The following is a 15,585-nucleotide window of genomic DNA, read 5'->3' as shown; positions in this document are numbered from 1 at the left end:
CCATGTTCAGGAACCGCACCGACCTCACCCTCCAGGCATCGGTCAGCCAGGCACTGCTGGATGCCGGTTGCGTTCGCTTTCGCAGCGATGAGCCATTCCGCCTTCCTTCAGGCTGGACGAGCCCTGTCTACATCGATTGCCGCCGCCTGGTCTCTTACCCGGCGTTGCGTCGCGCATTAGTCCGGCAAGGCTTGGCGCTGCTCCGTGACCGGGATCGCCTGACCGGCATCGATGTGATTGCTGGCGCCGAATCCAGTGGCATTGCATTCGCCGCATGGCTCGCCGAGTTATTGAACCTGCCAATGGTCTATGTGCGCAAGGAAGCCCGCGGCATGGGCCCTGCGGCGCAGGTCGTGGGCGATATCCGTCCCGGTGACCGCGTGCTGCTGGTCGACGACATGATGGCGGCAGGACGATCCAAGGTCGCCTTCTGCGAGGCACTGTCCGCTGCGGGTGCGACCGTGCAGGACATCCTGGTCCTGTTCGACTACGGAACCTTCCCCACAGCCGACGCGCTTTCCAGGTGGAAGCCGAATGTCCACGCCCTGGCCACGTGGCGCGACGTCCTGGACGTCCTGAGCGAATCCGGCGACGTGCCCGAGGCTGAACTGTCCGAGCTGCGCGCGTTCCTGAGCGATCCACCGCACTGGTCCAGCGCGCACGGCGGCATCGCCGGATAGCCCCAAACCTTTGAGTTGTATGTGGCACCTCCGCCCGTTCACCACGGGCGGTGGCCTCCTTTTGCCCGCATTTTCTGAAACCACCCATGGACGACGCATTCAAGCAACGCGCACTCGAATACCATCGCGCCTCGACACCCGGCAAGATCTCCATCGCGCCCACCAAGCCACTTGCCAATCAGGCCGATCTCGCGCTGGCCTACTCCCCCGGTGTCGCCATCGCGTGCGAAGCGATCCACGCCGATCCGCAGGACGCGCGGCACTATACGGCGCGCAACAATCTTGTTGGTGTGATCACCAACGGCACCGCAGTACTGGGGCTTGGCAATATCGGTCCACTTGCCGCCAAGCCGGTGATGGAGGGGAAGGCCTGCCTGTTCAAGGCGTTCGCCGATATCGATGTGTTCGACCTCGAACTGTCTGAAACGGATCCGGACAAGCTCATCGACGCCATCGCCATGATGGAGCCGACGTTCGGTGGCATCAATCTGGAGGACATCAAGGCACCGGAGTGCTTCTACATCGAGCAGGCGCTGCGGGAACGGATGCACATCCCGGTATTCCACGATGACCAGCATGGCACCGCCATCATTGCTGCCGCAGCCATCCTGAATGGCCTCAAGGTCGTCGGAAAATCCATCGACGACGTCAAGCTGGTTTGCTCGGGCGCCGGTGCCGCGGCCCTGGCGTGCCTTGACCTGCTGGTCAGCCTTGGACTGCGTCGTGAGCATATCGCCGTACTGGATTCTCGCGGCGTGATTCATTCCGAGCGCGAAGCACTCGAACCAGGCAAGCGACGCTACGCCCAGGATGGAACGTCCTATCTGGCGCGCACGCTGGGCCAGGCGCTGGAAGACGCCGACGTATTCCTGGGTTGCTCAAGTGCCGGTGTGCTCAAGCCCGACATGCTGCGTGGCATGCGTGAGCGCCCGTTGATTCTCGCACTCGCCAATCCCGAACCCGAGATTCGCCCGGAGGAAGCGCGCAACGTGCGCCCCGATTGCGTCATTGCGACCGGTCGCTCGGACTATCCCAACCAGGTGAACAACGTGCTGTGCTTCCCGTTCATCTTCCGTGGCGCGCTCGACGTCGGCGCAACAACGATCACCGAGTCGATGAAGCTGGCGTGCGTGCACGCCCTGGCCGCGTTGGCAGAGGAAGCGCCCGGCCAGGAGGTTGCCAGCGCCTATCCCGGCCAATCGTTTGAATTCGGCGCCGAGTACCTGATTCCGAAGCCATTCGACCCCCGCCTCATTACGCATCTCGCGCCTGCCGTGGCCCAGGCAGCCATGGATGCCGGCGTGGCACGACGCCCGATTGTCGACATGGCGGCCTATCGCTCGCAACTCGCTGCACGACGCTTCGTGTTTTCGGGTTGATCACCGCGGCGTTCTCAGCAAGCTCAGCAAGCTCAACAACGTTCCTAAAAAATAAGGAGGAGACCATGCATCAATTGAACCGATCCCTTGCCGCCGCAGCGCTGGCGGCAGGGCTGATTCAGCCTGCGTTGGCGCAATCGAGCGTCACGCTCTATGGCCAGGTGGACGCCTTTGTCGGCTCCACGAAAGCCTCGGGTGGAGACCGTGCAGCAATCCTGGGGGCTGGCGGCATGCAGACTTCCTATTGGGGCATGCGCGGGTCCGAGGATCTGGGCAGCGGCCTGAAGGCAATCTTCGACCTGAATGGCTACTATCGCGTCGACACCGGGCGCTTCGGCCGATCCGACACTGACGGGTTCCTGACGCGCAGTTCCTACGTGGGACTGCAATCCTCCACCTACGGTACGGTCAGGCTGGGGCGAAACACAACGCCGTACTTTCTTTCGACGATCCTGTTCAATCCGCTGGTCGATTCCTACAACTTCGGGCCTTCCATCTTCCAGACGTACAAGACGGCCACCGACGGACGTGTATTCGACCCCGGCATCATTGGTGACTCGGGTTGGTCGAACTCCGTCGTGTACTCATCGCCAAATTTTGGCGGCCTGACGGTGAATCTGATCTATGCGTTTGGCGAGCAGCCTGGAAGCACGGGACAAAACAAGTTTGGCGGCAATGTGACCTACTTCAACGGGGCGTTTGCGGCAACGGCGGCGGTCCAGCAGTCCAGGTTCAATATCGTCCCCGGCGATGTCACCGCTCCACCCGCGGCATTGGCCGGCTTCGACAAGCAGACGGCCGCCCAGTTTGGCCTGAGCTACGACTTTGGCGTCGCCAAGGTATTTGGGCAGGCCCAGTACATTCGCACGGCTGTCAATGGCGCACAAGGCGATATCCGCCATGCCAATGGGCAGGCTGGCGTTTTGGTCCCGCTGGGCGCGGGCAACGTGCTGGCTTCATATGCCTATGCCAATACGCGCAACGACACGGCCGCGATGGGCCGGCATACGGCGGCGATTGCCTACGACTACAACGTGTCCAAGCGGACCGATCTGTATGCCGCGTACTTCTATGACCGCGTGACCGGTCAATCGCACGCCGAGACCTTTGGCGCCGGGATGCGGCATCGATTCTAGGCACGCTGCATTTGCAGGAGCGAGACTGGCGGGAGAACACGTCGGTCTCGCCTGCGTTCCCCATGTACGTGATTCGGCTAATGCATGCGTTGGGTCCGCTCGGCCGGACGTTCCACCAACACTCCACCTCACCCCTTATTTGGCGAGCCCGGGACACAACTCGATGTAGGGCGTGCTCCCGACATATCGCTCCCAGTTATCCTGCGACATTTTTTCCGGCAGCCGCGCACAGGCGTCCTCGATCAGATCCCGAGGCCGAAGCAGCCATCGCCCCAGGTTCCCATTCTCAAGCACGGCAACCAGGTATCGCCCACCGGGACTGAAAGCGAAGGAGCGCACGCCTGCGGACGCCCTGAGCTGTGCGACTTCGATCTGGCCGCCCACATCCCAGATCCGTATGAATCCTTCGGTCTCCACCGCAAGGTAGCGTTCGTCCGCGCTGAACGCGCAGCGCCGGTTCTTGCCAGGATCGTCCAGAATCACGATGTCTTGTCCTGACGCCGTTTCGCGCACCCGGATCCCCGATACGCCCGCATTGATGGCGACGCGACCGCCGCCTTTGCTCAGACCACAGACGTTCGCAGCAAAGCCGCCTCGATCCTGCCCGACTGGCGTCGCGGCATGCGCCATCGCCGGCAACGTCCACGACTCCAGGTTGAGCGGTTCCCCAATTCGCCTCGCCTCGCTCCGTGTAATGGCGACGACGCGCCGTGGATCGATGGCAAGCGAACCGGCGCTTGCATCGAGCGGTTCGGGTAGCGGCGCCGACGGCAGCTCATGCAGGGACGCCCCGCTCCAGACCTGGAGTACCTTGCCCCGGGTAGCCGCGGCCAGGTAGCCCGCATCCGCGCTCAGGGCGAGCGCTGCCACGACGTCGGTCGAGGTGACGCTGGCGCGCTCGCGGCCGGTCGCGACATCGACGAGCCGAACCCGATTGTCGGACGCGAGCGCCAGCGCGCTGCCATCCCCGCTGAATTGCAGGACGACGGCCGATCCTAGCGGCGTGGTGGACAGGACTCGTGCGCCGGACACCTCCACGCGCTGCAGCGCAAGCCCTTCGCCCGAACGCGCGACGACGTGCAGTTGTCTTTCGTCGGCCGAGAAAGCGACCTCGACCGCACCGGTGAGTGAGTCGAATTGCCTTTCATCGCCACAGCCCGACGGGAACTCTAAGATGTCGATACGATTGGCGGCGCCGAGGGCCATTCTGCGTCCAGCGGCGGCGAACGCAACCACGGGGGCGGTCGTGCCGGCGAGCGCCTGCGTGACCTCGCACTGATGCTCGCTGTCAAACACGCGCACCAGGGACGCGCTGCCATGCTCCGCGGCCAGGGCCACATAGCGACCACCGGGCGCGACGGCGATCAGGTGGGACGCCTCCGGCGCGGGGAGGTCGTAGACCCTCGACCAATCGGAAACGGCCCAGACGCCGATACGGTTCGGGTTCTCGCCGTAGGAGATCGCCAGATACCGGCCATCGGGGCTAAAGAACGACCGGCCTGCCAGCGGCGCATCGGCCGCCAGGGAACGCAAGGGTAACGGGTCGCCCTTGCTCAGTCGCTCGACCGACCAGATCAGGGGTTCGTAGTCCTTGCCGAGGGCTGCGAGGTAGGCACCATCGGGACTGAACACCGGGCCGAAAATCGGCGGCAGCTTCACGATCTCCCGCGCATCGTGCCCATCAGGCGGCAATTGCCAGAGTGTCGACACGGGCGGCTCGTAGCTGTTCTTGTCGGGAAGCCACTTTACCTGCGTCACGAGCGCATACGTAGCGCCAGGCGCAAGCGCAACGTCCACGGCGTCCGTCGATTCCCTGATGCGCACCTTGAGCGCGTGGCTGCGGGCCTCACGCACGGCGACCGGACCTTCGGGATGCTTCGGCTCGATCGTTGCCAGCGTGCCGCCGTCAGGACTGAGCACGACGGCGTTGGCGTTGGCCTTGCCCGTGTCCTTCCCTCCCCCAACGGGTTTCGAGTCGTCCAGGCGCCAGATAACGCTGGCCGACATCGCTTTGCTGGCGGCGACGAGCTCGGCTCCGCCAAGGAATGCGAGGGCGTCGATACGCAAGGCATCGTCGCCTCCAAGCTGCGCAATGCGCTGGGGCAGACGCGCCACCGCAGCTCGGAGCACCCGGTCGGCTTCGACTGACCGTTCACCCACGGCGTCGACACGTCGCAACGCCTCCGCGGCCAACTGCACACCGAGGTGCAAGCGACTTGCATCGTCTGAATACTCGAGGGGGGCGTCCTGTACGCGTTCGGCGACCGCAGCCAGGCGGCGTGAAACGGCGACCGCCTCCTGACGGCCTGATTCCTTGCGCTGAAGCAGGAACAGGGTGCCCAGCACGGCCGAAACGATCAAGGCCACGCCGACACCAGAGAGCAGGAACGTTCGACGCCTGACCGCCAGGCGGCGACTCTCGATGACGTACCGCGTCTGTAGCTCGGTGGGCGGTGGAGACTTCGTCGGACCTTCGGTGAGCCATTGCTCGGCGGCCTTCAGGTCAGCGCCCCGCAATGCAAGACTGGGTTCGCGCGCCTTTCGATCCCACTCGGCCGCGCGTACCAGCAGTCGTGTGTGTGCCTTTACCCAGTCCAGATCGGTATCGACTGCGGACAGCAGCGTCTGCAAGGCCTTGTCGAAATCGTCACCAGTGAAGAACACCCAGTTCAGCCGGGCCAGCGCCGGTGGCGTTTCGCCCGGATTGACCTCCTGGCAGACGAGCGGGATCAACCGCTTGTTCTGGGCAAGGGCGTGCTCAAGCTCCTGAAGGCAGACCGCGCTCTTGATGGAATCCGGACTCAACACGAACGCGACGGCCTCGGCCGCGTCGATCGCCGCGTGGATTTCGTTCATCCAGTCGGCCGTCGGCGGGATCCCCTCCCAGTCAACCCAGGTTTCGCGGCCGTGCGCGACCATGCCCTCGTGCAGGCGACGGACGAAGTCGGTGTTTCGACGCGAATAGGAGATGAAGACTGACATCGTCACCAAGGTCCGCCGCTGTTCGCAACGCGTCGCCCAGGCGGACATCGCGGCGTCAGTCTCGTCGCAGGCGCTCCCGCTACGTTGCATTCTTCTTACGTACTTGCCCGGGAGGCGCGTGAGGGCGGTCCGGGCATGCAAGCAGCGTAGAGGACCGCCAGCAAAGTGCAACTGCGCGCCGTTTCAGTCTGATCTGCACGGCATTTTCAGGCTCGACGCCCGCTTGCCGCGCCAGGGCGGACACCGGATTCCCGTTCGCGCGCCGCCGGAGCGTTCACAACAACCAACACACCGGAAGTGACTTGGTCAGCACGCACAGAGTCACCGATGCGTCAGCCGAGCCGCTGGTCTTCGCGATTCTGCCGTCGACGGCGCGCCAGCGTGGCGTGGTTCAACAACCCACGTAAGCCGTTTTCACCGTCGTGTAGAACTCGGCCGCGTAGCTGCCTTGCTCGCGTGAACCCAGGCTGGAGCCCTTGCGACCACCAAATGGCACGTGGTAGTCGACGCCCGCAGTGGGCACATTGACCATCACCATGCCGGCCTGCGCATGCCGCTTGAAGTGCTGCACATGCTTGAGCGAGTTGGAACAGATGCCAGTGGCAAGGCCGAACTCGGTGTCGTTGGCAAGCTCGAGCGCATGCTCATAGTCTCTGGCCGGGATCACGGCAACGACCGGTCCGAAGATTTCCTCGCGGCAGATGCGCATCTCGTTGCTGCAATCGGCAAAGATGGCCGGCGTCAGATAGTAGCCAGGGGTGGCGCGCGTCACCGCTTCGCCGCCGCACACCAGGCGGGCGCCTTCCTGCTGCCCGATGGCGAGGTAGCGCAGGTCCTGCTCGAGTTGGTCGGCGCTGGCCACGGGGCCGATATCGGTGCCGGCGGTGAGCGCATGATCGATCCTGAGCTCCGCCGTACGCTCCCGCATGCGCTTGATGAAGCGCGCGTAAATGCCTTGCTCCACGATGAGCCGGCTCGATGCCGTACAACGCTGGCCGGTGGAGAAGAACGCGCTCTGCACCGCGCATTCGACCGCCAGTTCCAGGTCGGCGTCATCGAGCACCACCATCGGGTTCTTGCCGCCCATCTCGAGCTGGACCTTGGCCAGCCGCTGCGCGGCGGCCTGCGCTACGCGGGTGCCGGTGGCGACCGAGCCGGTGAACGAAATCGCGTCGATGCGCCGGTCGTCAAGCATCGCCTGGCCGACTTGCGAGCCGCGGCCCATCACGAGATTGAATGCGCCCGCGGGCAACCCCGCACGGCTGATGATCTCCGCCAGCGCCCAGGCGCAGCCCGGCACCAGTTCAGCGGGCTTGAACACCACTGCGTTGCCAAATGCCAGCGCGGGGGCAATCTTCCAGGCCGGGATGGCCATCGGGAAGTTCCATGGCGCGATGATCCCAACCGTGCCCACCGGCTCGCGCGTGACCTCGATCTCCACCCCGGGGCGTACCGACGCCAGCTTGTCACCACGCTGGCGCAGCGCTTCGCCAGCAAAGAACTTGAAGATGTTGCCGGCTCGCGTGACCTCGCCGATCCCCTCCGGCAAGGTCTTGCCTTCCTCGCGCGACAGCAACCCGCCGAGCTCTTCGCGGCGCGCCAGGATCTCGCTGCCAATCTTGTCGAGCGCGTCGGCGCGTTGCTGCGGCGTGCTGCGCGCCCACAGCGGCGCGGCCGCGTGGGCAGCCGCGATGGCCTCACCCGCCTGGGCGGCGTCGGCGTGGGCATAGTAGTCGATCACGTCGGCAGTGTCGGACGGGTTGATATTGGCGACGCTGGCGATGCCCTCCAGCCATTGGCCGGCGATATAGTTGTGCTTCATTCGAAGACCTTCACTGTTTCAGATGGATAGATCGGACGACAGCCATCGTTCTCCCGCCCGCGCGGGAGAAGTGATGACAGCTATCGGGCTGGATTGACTTCGGGCGGTCAGGTATCGAGCAAGGACAGCTCCACCTGCTTCAGGCGGTGCACGATGCCTCTGACGAATTCATGAGTGACTTTGGACAGCACGCGCTGGTTCGGCGTGATGATGCCAACTGTCAGCGAGTTGATATTGGGTTCGTCGAACGGTCGCCAGACCACTTCGCCGTTCGCGATTTCATCGAGGAAGGCCAGCTTCGAGAAGAACGAGATGCCGCGCCCCGAGGCCACGAGCCGCTTGAGCAGGGTCGTCGAATTACAGGTCACGCTAGGCGTCTGAATATCCCAGAACTCGGCAAACCTGGGCGACACCACGCCTTGTATCGGCGAGCGTCCCTCGAGGCGCAGAAACGCATGGTTGCGGCAATCGGCAAAGCTCAGGCGCTCCAGCTTGGTCAGCGGGTGCGAGGACGCCATCACTACGCCAGGCGGCAGCGCTACCTGCGCCACCACGTCCAGCCCCGCGGGCAGCTTGGCGACGAAGGTGACGCCGACATCGTATTCGCCGCCCAGCACCTTGGGCGCCACGTCCCACGGCGTGACCGCCGCGACGGCATATGTCACCGCGGGGTAGAGCTCGGTAAAGTCCTCCACGGCGGCAGGCAGGAAATCAACAAACAGCGAATCCATCGCCACCACCGACACGTGGCCCTTGCGCTCGTCCTTGAGTTCGTCGAGTTCGCTACGCATCAGGTGGAAGTCGTTCAGCGTCGCGCGGATATGCTGCAGCATCCGTTCCCCGGCGGCATTCAGGCGGATGCCGTTGGGCAGGCGGTCGAACAGGTCGGTCCCCATTTCGGCTTCGAGCTTGAGGATCTGCCGGTTGACTGCGCTCGATGCGACATAGAGATTCTGCGCTGCCTTGCGGATCGACCCGCAGCGTGCGACCTCGACGAAGTACTTCAGAATGCTGGCGTGCATGACCTGTTCTCTCGAATCGCGATGCCGGCTCGCCGGGCCTAGCGCCCGTCCCTGGCCGGATACGCGGCCACCAGCGGATGGTCGCAGGCAAGCGGCCCGACATAGTCGGCACCGCCGGGCGAGCCGATGCCGCTCACCCCGCTGGCGAAGAAGTCGCGGTTGACGTCGGCAAATACCGCTTCGGCCGACGGCAGTTCCACATCCTCGTAGATTGCTTCGGTCGGGCACACCGACACGCACACCCCGCAACCGATGCATTCATCCGGGTGGATATAGAGCGTGCGCCCGCCTTCATAGATGCAATCAACAGGACAGCATTTTACGCAGGCGCCATCCTTGACGTCGATGCATCCCGAGGCAATGACGTAGGCCATCAGCAACCCCGCCACTGTGGCTTGCGCTTTTGCTGGAAGGCCAGCACGCCTTCGTGCGCGTCCTCGGACTGCAGCGCGGCCACCAGCGCCGGCAGGCGCTGCGCCTGAGCATCCACGGGCGACAGCGTCGAAGTGCGCCGCACCACCTGCTTGATTGCCTGCTGCGACAGCGGCGCGCACGCCAGCAGCGCGTCGATCCAACGCTGCACCGCCGCATCCAGTTCTGCACGCGGCACGACTTCGTTGACCAGGCCGATCTCGGCGGCTTCCCGTGCCGGCATGCGCTGTCCCGTGAGCAGCAGCGCCATCGCCTTGCGGAAGGGGATCTGGCGCTGCAACAAGGTCATGCCGCCGTCGAGCGGCATGCGCCCGACCAGGGCTTCCGGCAGGCCGAAGCTGGCTTCCTCGCAGGCCACCACGATATCGCAGCCCAGTACCATCTCGAAGCCACCGCCGAGGGCAAAGCCGTTCACGCGGGCGATGACCGGCACGTTCAGCGACTCGCGCAGGGCGATTCCGCCGAAGCCGCCGGGACGCGCCGCGCCCCAGTACTCCAGGCCGGTGGTGGAAGGATTCTTCAGGTCGGCGCCGACGCAGAAGGCGCGCTCGCCCGCTCCGGTCAGCACCACCACGCGCACATCGCGGCGGCCTTCCAGCTCGGTCCAGATGCGCTGCAGTTCGGCCTCGGTGGCGAGGTCGATCGCATTGAGCACATCGGGGCGCGACAGCGTCACCGTGGCGACGAAATTCTCGACTTGCAGATGGACGCTCATGCTGCCTCCGCCTTTGCGCAGGTGGTTGCCTGGGCGAGTTCACCCAGCACCTCTTCGTTGTGCTGGCCCAGGCGCGGCGGCGCCCGGCGCAGGCTGACGCGCGCGCGCGACATGCTGATCGGGCTGCCGACGAACTTGACGGGCCGGCCTTCGCCCTGCCCTTCCAGCAGGATCTGGTTGTGCAGGGTCTGCGGGTCCACCAGCGCCTCGCGCAGGTCGCGCACCGGTGCGCACAGGATGTCCTGCGCTTCCAGGCGCGCCAGCCAGTGCTCGCGCGTGTTGGCGGCAAAGCGTTCGCGCAGCATGGTCTGCAGCGCAGCCTTGTTGCGGAACTGCTGGTTGAGGTCGCAGTAGCGCGGATCGGCCGACAGGTCTTCGAGTTCGAGCGCGGTACAGATATCGCGCAGCGGATTCTCCTTGAATGCGCCGACCATCACCAGTGGCCCGGTCTGGGTGTGGAACACGCCGGACAGTGGCATGGCGGCCCAGTTGACCTCCGAATCCTCCATCATGATCATGGCCGCCTCCTGCATCTGCATAGCCAGCATGGAGTTGTACAGCGACACGCTGATCTTCTGCCCCTCGCCGGTACGGGCGCGGTGCAGCAGGGCCAGCAGCACGCCTTGCACCATGTGCATGCCGGCCGAGTAGTCGGCCAGCGCCGTCGGGTAGACCGAAACCGGCACCGATTCGTCAGCGCGGCGCGCCATGACGCCGCTGACGGCTTGCGCCAGCACATCCTGCCCGCCCTTGTGGGCGTAAGGCCCGCTCTCGCCAAAGCCGGTGCCAACGGCGTAGATGATGCGCGGGTTCAGCTCGCGGCATGCCTCGTAACCCAGGCCCATGCGCTCCATCACGCCAGCCCGGAAATTGTTGACGACCACGTCCGCGCCGGCGATCAGCGTTTTCACGTGCGCCATCGCGGCCGGATCGCGCAGGTCAAGCGCGATGCTGCGCTTGTTGCGGTTCAGGCTGCAGAAAATCGGGTTATCGGTGCCCGCCACCGGCTCGAAGGTCGAGCGGCTCAGATCGCCTGCCCCCTTGCGCTCGATCTTGATCACATCGGCGCCGTAGTCGGCCAGCGTTTGCGTGCACACGGGGCCCATCATGACCTGGGTGAAATCGATCACCCGGATACCCGTCAGCGGCATGTCTTGCTGCATATTCCCTGTCTCCATGTCGTTCATGCTGCCTGTGCCTGCGGGATATAGGCGGCCAGTGCCGGAATGTCGGCATTGCGGCCCGCCTGGTTGCCCGGATCGGCACCCTGCGCACGCAGGGCCTTCTGGACGCTGCCGACGTCGACATTGCGCACCGACACTCCGGCATTGAGCGCCAGCGCCGCGGCGACACCGGCCGCTTCGCCCATCGCCATGCACGGCGGGATCTCGCGCGAGATCTTCTGCGCCTGCGAGGTGGCCGAGTAGTGGCGGCCGGCCACCAGCAGGTTGTCGACCTGTTTGGGCAGCAGCACACGGTACGGCATGTAGTAGTCGCGGCCGCGCGCGATGCTGTCGTCGAAGCGCACGCGCTGCGCCACGTCCTCCTTGCTCATCACGTACTCGCCCTCAAGCAGGCGGGTCTGGCGCACGCCCGTCTGCGGCGCGACGTCGATCACGAAACATTGCTCGAAGCCAGGCAGCTTGTCGCGCACGAACTCGACCACGGCGTGAATGTGCTGGCGCCCCTGGATCTCGGCGCGGGTGAGGTCTTCCGCCTTGAGGCCGTCGATGCCGGCCATGTGGGGGCAGTTGCACCACACCACCCCGGGAAGCGGCGTCTTGAGCCACCACAGGCCCCAGGACCCGCCGAGAATGCGCTTGATCTGACGGTCAAGCTGCGCGTAGGCCTCCGGCTCTTCCTGCTCGAAGCGCTCGGCGGCTTCGGTATCGACCCCGCCAAGGCGGAACACCGTGGTGGTGATATAGCTGCCGCCGACGTGCGGCGCACCGGCCGAGGCGGCCACGTCGAGATCGCCGGTGGCATCGATCACCACGTCGGCCAGGATGGCTTCGCGCCCGCTCTTGGTTTCGCAGATCACACCCTTGACCTGTCCGTCTTCGACGAGGGTCTGGGAGAACCAGGAGTGCAGCCGCAGCTGGACGCCGGCTTGCTGCACCATGTCGAGCGCAACGCGCTTGTAGGCGTCCGGATCGAAGGCCGCGGCGAAGCAGACCGGATGCGGCGTCTTCTGGCTATGGAAGTCGAAGGTGCCCCAGCGGCCCCAGCGCCGGTATGCGGCGGGATCCTCGCCCCACTCATTGGCGCGCGGGAACCTTGCCAGGCCCAGCCCGGCCATGCGTTCGATCATCGTCAGGCAGTTGCCGCGCACCGAGATTTCCTGCAGGTGGCTGTCCCACATATCGTCCAGCACCAGCACCATGCCACCCGAAGCCAGGCCGCCCAGGTGGTTGTAGCGCTCGAGCAGGATGGTCTCGGCACCGTTGCGCGCGGCCGCCAGCGCGGCCGACAGGCCCGCCGGGCCGCCGCCCACCACCACCACGTTGGCCTTGGCTGCGACGCGCACGTCTTGAACCGGCTGGCGAATCCAGTCACTGATCTTGGTCATTGCTATCCTCGAAATTGTTGTTGTGGTGCCGTGCTCAATGGGCGTTCTCGGGTTGCCACTTGATGAGCCAGCGCTCGATCGTCGCGATCACCAGGAAGAAGGTCCCGGACATCACCGCGCACATGACGATTGCCGCGTACAGCAGGGCCGAGTCGAACGCGTAGGTGGCCTGGATGATCATGGCGCCGATGCCTTCGGTGGCGCCGATCCATTCACCGACCACCGCGCCGATCACCGACATCGACGCGGCGATGCGTAGTGCGGAGAACAGATAGGGAAGCGAGTTGAACAGGCGCAGCTTGAAGAAAATCTCGCGCTTGCTGGCGGACAGCACCTGCATCAACTCCAGCGACTGCGGATTCACGGCCTCCAGCCCGCGCACCATGTTCACCAGTGTGGGGAAGAAGCACACGATGGCGGCGATGGTGATCTTCGGCTCGATGCCGTTGCCCATGATCAGCACCAGGATCGGCGCCTTGGCCACCACCGGGATGGAATTGATCATGACCGCGACCGGGTAGAAGATCTCCTGCAGCGTCTTGTTGTGGACAAAGACCGTTGCCAGCAGGATGGCAAGCAGGTTGCCCAGCAGGAAGCCGCCGGTCGCTTCGACGGCGGTAGGAATCAGGTTCTGCAGCAACACGTCGCGCTTGTCGAACAAGGTCTGCAGCACCAGGCCGGGAGATGGCGCGATGAACGGCTTGATGTCGAAGCCCACCACCACCGCCCACCAGGCGAACAGCAGCCCGGCAATGCCGAGCGCCGGCATCGCACGCGCGCGCCAGATACGGCGGCGGCGGCTGGCGAAATAGGCGTCGGCTTCGGCGTCCGGCGCTACGCCCGGCAGGTCAAGCTTGATTTCCGATGTACTCATCAGCAGGTCTCCAGCACGCGCCGCAGATGCGCGCTAAGTTGTACGAATTCAGGCGTCTCGCGGATGTCGAGGGTGCGGTCCTCGGGCAGGGTGACCGGCACGATCTCCTTGACCCGGCCCGGATTGGCCGCCAGCAGCAACACGCGCTGGCCGAGAAACGCGGCCTCGTAGATGCTGTGGGTCACGAACAGGATGGTCAGCCCCATTTCCCGCCAGACCCGGCGCAGTTCCTCGTTGAGCCGGTCGCGCGTGATCTCGTCGAGCGCGCCGAACGGCTCGTCCATCAGCAGCACTTTCGGATCGCTGACCAGCGCCCGGGCAATCGCCACGCGCTGGCGCATGCCACCGGACATTTCGTGCGGGAAGGCATCCTCGCGCCCCTTCAGGCCGACCAGTTCCAGCAGCTCGCGTGGTGTCGCGCGTCCGGCGCGCGCACGGCCGTTGGCAACCTCGAGCGGCAGCGCGACGTTCTCCAGCGCGGTGCGCCATGGCAGCAGTGCGGCGTCCTGGAATACGAAGCCGATGTCGCGCCGCGCCCGCGCCACCTGCGGCGCCGCGTCGAGCACGCGGATCTCGCCACGGCTTGGCTTGACCAGATCGGCCACTACGCGCAGGAAGGTGGACTTGCCGCAGCCCGAAGGGCCAAGCAGCGTGAGGAACTCCCCGCTGGCGACATCAAGGCTCAGGCCCGAGATGGCGGTCGTGCTGCGGCGGTCGGTGAAAAAGCGGACGTTGATATCGCGGCAACTGATCGACAGCGGCACGCGCGAGGGATTGGTTTGAGTGGTTAGCATGGTTTACGCCGTCAGTCGGGAGGACTTGGTGGCCTGCAGAATGTCGAGCGTCATGACGTCCTCCAGCTTGGGGGCGCGCGCGCGGAACTGGCCGAGCTGCGCGTACAGCGAGATCTGCTCCTGCCAAATGGCCGGGTCCATCGCGCCCCAGCCTTGCGTGCCGCTCTCCTTGTTGAAGGCATAGCCCATCAAGGCGTCGATCGCGGCGCGTTCATCCGCACGGTTCAGGCTCGGGTAGTCCTTGAGCAGCAGGTCGACTGCCTGGTCCCGGTTCATGTTGGCGTAGAGCCAGCCCCGCGCGGTCGCGCGCAGGAAGCGCTGCAACACCTCTGGATGGTTGCGCAGTGTGTTGGTGTGCGCGTAGTAGGGCAGCGCATAGAGGCGCACGCCCGAGTCCCAGAGGCTCAGATCGACGCGGTCCGCGCCCAGCGCCTTGAGCGCCGAAACATTGGTCTGCCAGCCGGTCACCGCATCGACCCGGCCGCTCAGCAGCGGCAACATGTCAGCGCCGATCGGCACGATGTTGACCTGGCTCTCGGTGATCTTGTGCTTGGCTAGCAGGGCCTTCAGCAGCACCAGGCCGGTGGCCTGAATGCCGATCCGCTTGCCGATCATGTCCTGCGGGGAGCGGATCGGCGCCTTCTTGAGAGAGAAGAATGCATAGGGATGCTGCTGCAGGCCGACCGCGAAACACTTGACCGGCAAGCCTTCCGATACCGCCAGCATCACCGAGGGGCTGGAAGAAATCTGCCCGACTTCACCGCGGCCCGAGGCCACGATGGCCACCCCATCGATATTGGGGCCGCCGGGCTGGATCTTGAAATCGATGCCTTCCTGTTCGTAGTAGCCGAGCCGCTTTGCCACGACCTCGCCCACCTGATTGCCGCCGGGCACCCAGCCCAGTTGCATATTGACCACCGCACGTTCGGCGGCAAGGGTGCGTACGGACAGCAATGCACCCGAGGCCGCCAGCCCGCCCGCCACGAATGACGTTTGCAGCACGCGGCGGCGCCCCGGATTCTCTAATCCTGACATCTGCGTCTCCTTTGGTTTCTATGTCGTTCCGCTGGCCTGGCTAAGCCGGCCAAATCTCGTGTTGGCTGTATTTTGAGTTGACAGGGGTGCTCTAACAAGAACCGATTTTAGATCGTACCCGATGCCAAAATTAGATCGCCATCGT

At 64.9% G+C, this 15,585-nt stretch carries 12 protein-coding genes and 1 pseudogene; 3 read left to right on the top strand and 10 right to left on the bottom strand.

The window, feature by feature from the left end:
• The first annotated feature begins 2 nt into the window (after nt 1–2).
• The 3 genes and pseudogenes from BLR29_RS10800 (at nt 3) to BLR29_RS10790 (ending at nt 3,195) form a co-directional block, all read left to right on the top strand.
• Entirely contained in the window at nt 3–680 is a 678-nt protein-coding gene (locus BLR29_RS10800) for an orotate phosphoribosyltransferase (RefSeq protein ID WP_092136964.1), read from the top strand.
• Nucleotides 681–766: 86 nt separating this feature from the next.
• Nucleotides 767–2,029, top strand: a pseudogene (locus BLR29_RS10795) (malic enzyme-like NAD(P)-binding protein); the annotation flags it as partial.
• A gap of 95 nt (nt 2,030–2,124) precedes the next feature.
• On the top strand, nt 2,125–3,195 hold the full coding sequence (locus tag BLR29_RS10790; RefSeq protein WP_092136962.1) for a porin: 1,071 nt from the start codon (nt 2,125–2,127) through the stop codon (nt 3,193–3,195).
• A 135-nt stretch (nt 3,196–3,330) separates the two neighbouring features.
• On the opposite strand, the gene BLR29_RS10785 is transcribed toward BLR29_RS10790, so the two are convergent.
• The 10 genes from BLR29_RS10785 to BLR29_RS10740 form a co-directional block, all read right to left on the bottom strand.
• A complete protein-coding gene (locus tag BLR29_RS10785; protein WP_176860922.1) occupies nt 3,331–6,177 on the bottom strand; it encodes a toll/interleukin-1 receptor domain-containing protein in 2,847 nt (948 codons plus the stop codon).
• 391 nt (nt 6,178–6,568) lie between these two features.
• Nucleotides 6,569–7,999: an aldehyde dehydrogenase family protein gene (locus BLR29_RS10780; RefSeq protein WP_092136960.1), complete on the bottom strand. Its 1,431-nt coding sequence runs from the start codon at nt 7,997–7,999 to the stop codon at nt 6,569–6,571.
• 107 nt (nt 8,000–8,106) lie between these two features.
• A complete protein-coding gene (locus BLR29_RS10775; RefSeq protein WP_092136959.1) occupies nt 8,107–9,021 on the bottom strand; it encodes a LysR family transcriptional regulator in 915 nt (304 codons plus the stop codon).
• 38 nt (nt 9,022–9,059) lie between these two features.
• Nucleotides 9,060–9,395, bottom strand: a complete 336-nt coding sequence (gene fdxA, locus BLR29_RS10770) for a ferredoxin (RefSeq protein WP_092136958.1) — start codon at nt 9,393–9,395, stop codon at nt 9,060–9,062.
• Nucleotides 9,395–10,168 carry an enoyl-CoA hydratase-related protein gene (locus tag BLR29_RS10765; RefSeq protein WP_092136957.1) on the bottom strand — a complete coding sequence of 258 codons (774 nt, stop codon included), beginning with the start codon at nt 10,166–10,168 and terminating at the stop codon, nt 9,395–9,397. The genes fdxA and BLR29_RS10765 overlap by 1 nt, the downstream gene beginning before the upstream one ends.
• Nucleotides 10,165–11,331, bottom strand: coding sequence for a CaiB/BaiF CoA transferase family protein (locus BLR29_RS10760; RefSeq protein WP_255371178.1), 1,167 nt, complete (start codon nt 11,329–11,331; stop codon nt 10,165–10,167). Before BLR29_RS10760 ends, BLR29_RS10765 begins: the two co-directional genes overlap by 4 nt.
• Nucleotides 11,332–11,351: 20 nt before the next feature.
• Nucleotides 11,352–12,737 carry an FAD-dependent oxidoreductase gene (locus tag BLR29_RS10755; protein WP_092136956.1) on the bottom strand — a complete coding sequence of 462 codons (1,386 nt, stop codon included), beginning with the start codon at nt 12,735–12,737 and terminating at the stop codon, nt 11,352–11,354.
• Between the two features lie 34 nt (nt 12,738–12,771).
• The gene (locus BLR29_RS10750) at nt 12,772–13,611 is read right to left on the bottom strand and encodes an ABC transporter permease (protein ID WP_092136955.1); all 840 of its coding nucleotides are present in this window, start codon (nt 13,609–13,611) and stop codon (nt 12,772–12,774) included.
• The gene (locus BLR29_RS10745; protein WP_092136954.1) at nt 13,611–14,405 is read right to left on the bottom strand and encodes an ABC transporter ATP-binding protein; all 795 of its coding nucleotides are present in this window, start codon (nt 14,403–14,405) and stop codon (nt 13,611–13,613) included. The genes BLR29_RS10750 and BLR29_RS10745 overlap by 1 nt, the downstream gene beginning before the upstream one ends.
• A gap of 3 nt (nt 14,406–14,408) precedes the next feature.
• Entirely contained in the window at nt 14,409–15,440 is a 1,032-nt protein-coding gene (locus tag BLR29_RS10740) for an ABC transporter substrate-binding protein (RefSeq protein WP_092136953.1), read from the bottom strand.
• Between the last annotated feature and the right edge of the window lie 145 nt (nt 15,441–15,585).

Source organism: Cupriavidus sp. YR651, assembly GCF_900101625.1.
In the GTDB taxonomy this organism is placed as follows: domain Bacteria; phylum Pseudomonadota; class Gammaproteobacteria; order Burkholderiales; family Burkholderiaceae; genus Cupriavidus.
Note: the sequence above shows the minus strand (reverse complement) of the source record. Positions and strands in the feature narration are given on the sequence as shown.

Coding starts and splice junctions, on each gene's coding strand:
- BLR29_RS10765 (WP_092136957.1), bottom strand. CDS start 10,168: ATGAGCGTCCATCTGCAAGTCGAGAATTTCGTCGCCACGGTGACGCTG.
- BLR29_RS10750 (WP_092136955.1), bottom strand. CDS start 13,611: ATGAGTACATCGGAAATCAAGCTTGACCTGCCGGGCGTAGCGCCGGAC.
- BLR29_RS10740 (WP_092136953.1), bottom strand. CDS start 15,440: ATGTCAGGATTAGAGAATCCGGGGCGCCGCCGCGTGCTGCAAACGTCA.
- BLR29_RS10790 (WP_092136962.1), top strand. CDS start 2,125: ATGCATCAATTGAACCGATCCCTTGCCGCCGCAGCGCTGGCGGCAGGG.
- BLR29_RS10775 (WP_092136959.1), bottom strand. CDS start 9,021: ATGCACGCCAGCATTCTGAAGTACTTCGTCGAGGTCGCACGCTGCGGG.
- BLR29_RS10780 (WP_092136960.1), bottom strand. CDS start 7,999: ATGAAGCACAACTATATCGCCGGCCAATGGCTGGAGGGCATCGCCAGC.
- BLR29_RS10755 (WP_092136956.1), bottom strand. CDS start 12,737: ATGACCAAGATCAGTGACTGGATTCGCCAGCCGGTTCAAGACGTGCGC.
- BLR29_RS10745 (WP_092136954.1), bottom strand. CDS start 14,405: ATGCTAACCACTCAAACCAATCCCTCGCGCGTGCCGCTGTCGATCAGT.
- fdxA (WP_092136958.1), bottom strand. CDS start 9,395: ATGGCCTACGTCATTGCCTCGGGATGCATCGACGTCAAGGATGGCGCC.
- BLR29_RS10785 (WP_176860922.1), bottom strand. CDS start 6,177: ATGTCAGTCTTCATCTCCTATTCGCGTCGAAACACCGACTTCGTCCGT.
- BLR29_RS10800 (WP_092136964.1), top strand. CDS start 3: ATGTTCAGGAACCGCACCGACCTCACCCTCCAGGCATCGGTCAGCCAG.
- BLR29_RS10760 (WP_255371178.1), bottom strand. CDS start 11,331: ATGCAGCAAGACATGCCGCTGACGGGTATCCGGGTGATCGATTTCACC.